The organism is Bradyrhizobium sp. SHOUNA76, from assembly GCF_023006445.1.
Lineage (GTDB): Bacteria > Pseudomonadota > Alphaproteobacteria > Rhizobiales > Xanthobacteraceae > Bradyrhizobium.
The window spans coordinates 1-798 of the sequence record NZ_JALBHA010001020.1; the positions used below are offsets into that span (position 1 = coordinate 1).

A 798-nucleotide genomic window follows, 5' to 3' on the forward strand; every position below is an offset into this window, starting at 1 on the left:
ATGCGGAGCGGCTCGGCATCGCCCTTGGCCGTCAGCCTGTCGGCATCGACCTGACGCGCCGACAGCACCGCGCGCAGCAGCGGCGAGGCGCCGAATTTGACGTCACCGACGCCGCCGAGCTTCAACGCGGAGTCCTCAGTGCCAAAGCTCGCGTCGATCTGCTCGAACTTCGCGCCGGCCGGATCCGCTTTGAGTTTGGTCGTGAGCTTCCACGGCGTCGGCCCCGCCTCGCCCGCCTTCTTGATCGGCGGCACGGCCAGCGTCAGCGCGCCGTCGAATTTCGGCAGGCGGTTGTCGAAGGCGAGCACGCCTTCGAGATCGGCGAGGATGGCGCGCTCGCCGGGATCGATGTTGAGGTGCAGACGGGTGGCGTTGCCGTCGGCGCTCGGACCGGAGGAGACGCGGAACGGATAGCGCACCCCGGCGGCGGTGAATCTGCCGTCGCCGCGCACCGAGCCCGCGAGCGAGCGGACGTCGCCAGAGAAGGCGATGTCGTTCAGTTCCAGCGTCGAGCGGCTGGCGGCATCGTGCAGGGCGATGCGGCCAGTGAGATTGAGCCGCTCGATGGCGAGGGATGCCAGATTGAAGGTGCCGCTCGCGGTGGAGGGCAAATCAACCCGTCCCCTCGCATCGAGGCCGAGATCGGCCGCCATGCCGCCCACCGAAAGCTCGGTGGCGCGCCACTCGCCGCGCATCAGGGAGCTGAGGCTGAACTCGACGTCGAGCTTGTCGGCGCGCAGGCGGCCGAGATCGTTGTTGCCGCCGAAGGTGACGGAGCGCAGCCGCAGCGTCGGCGCC

The 798-nt window shown here is 69.5% G+C and carries 1 pseudogene; it reads right to left on the reverse strand.

The features are described from left to right. Positions 1-798: pseudogene (locus MOV74_RS39410) on the reverse strand (hypothetical protein); the annotation flags it as partial.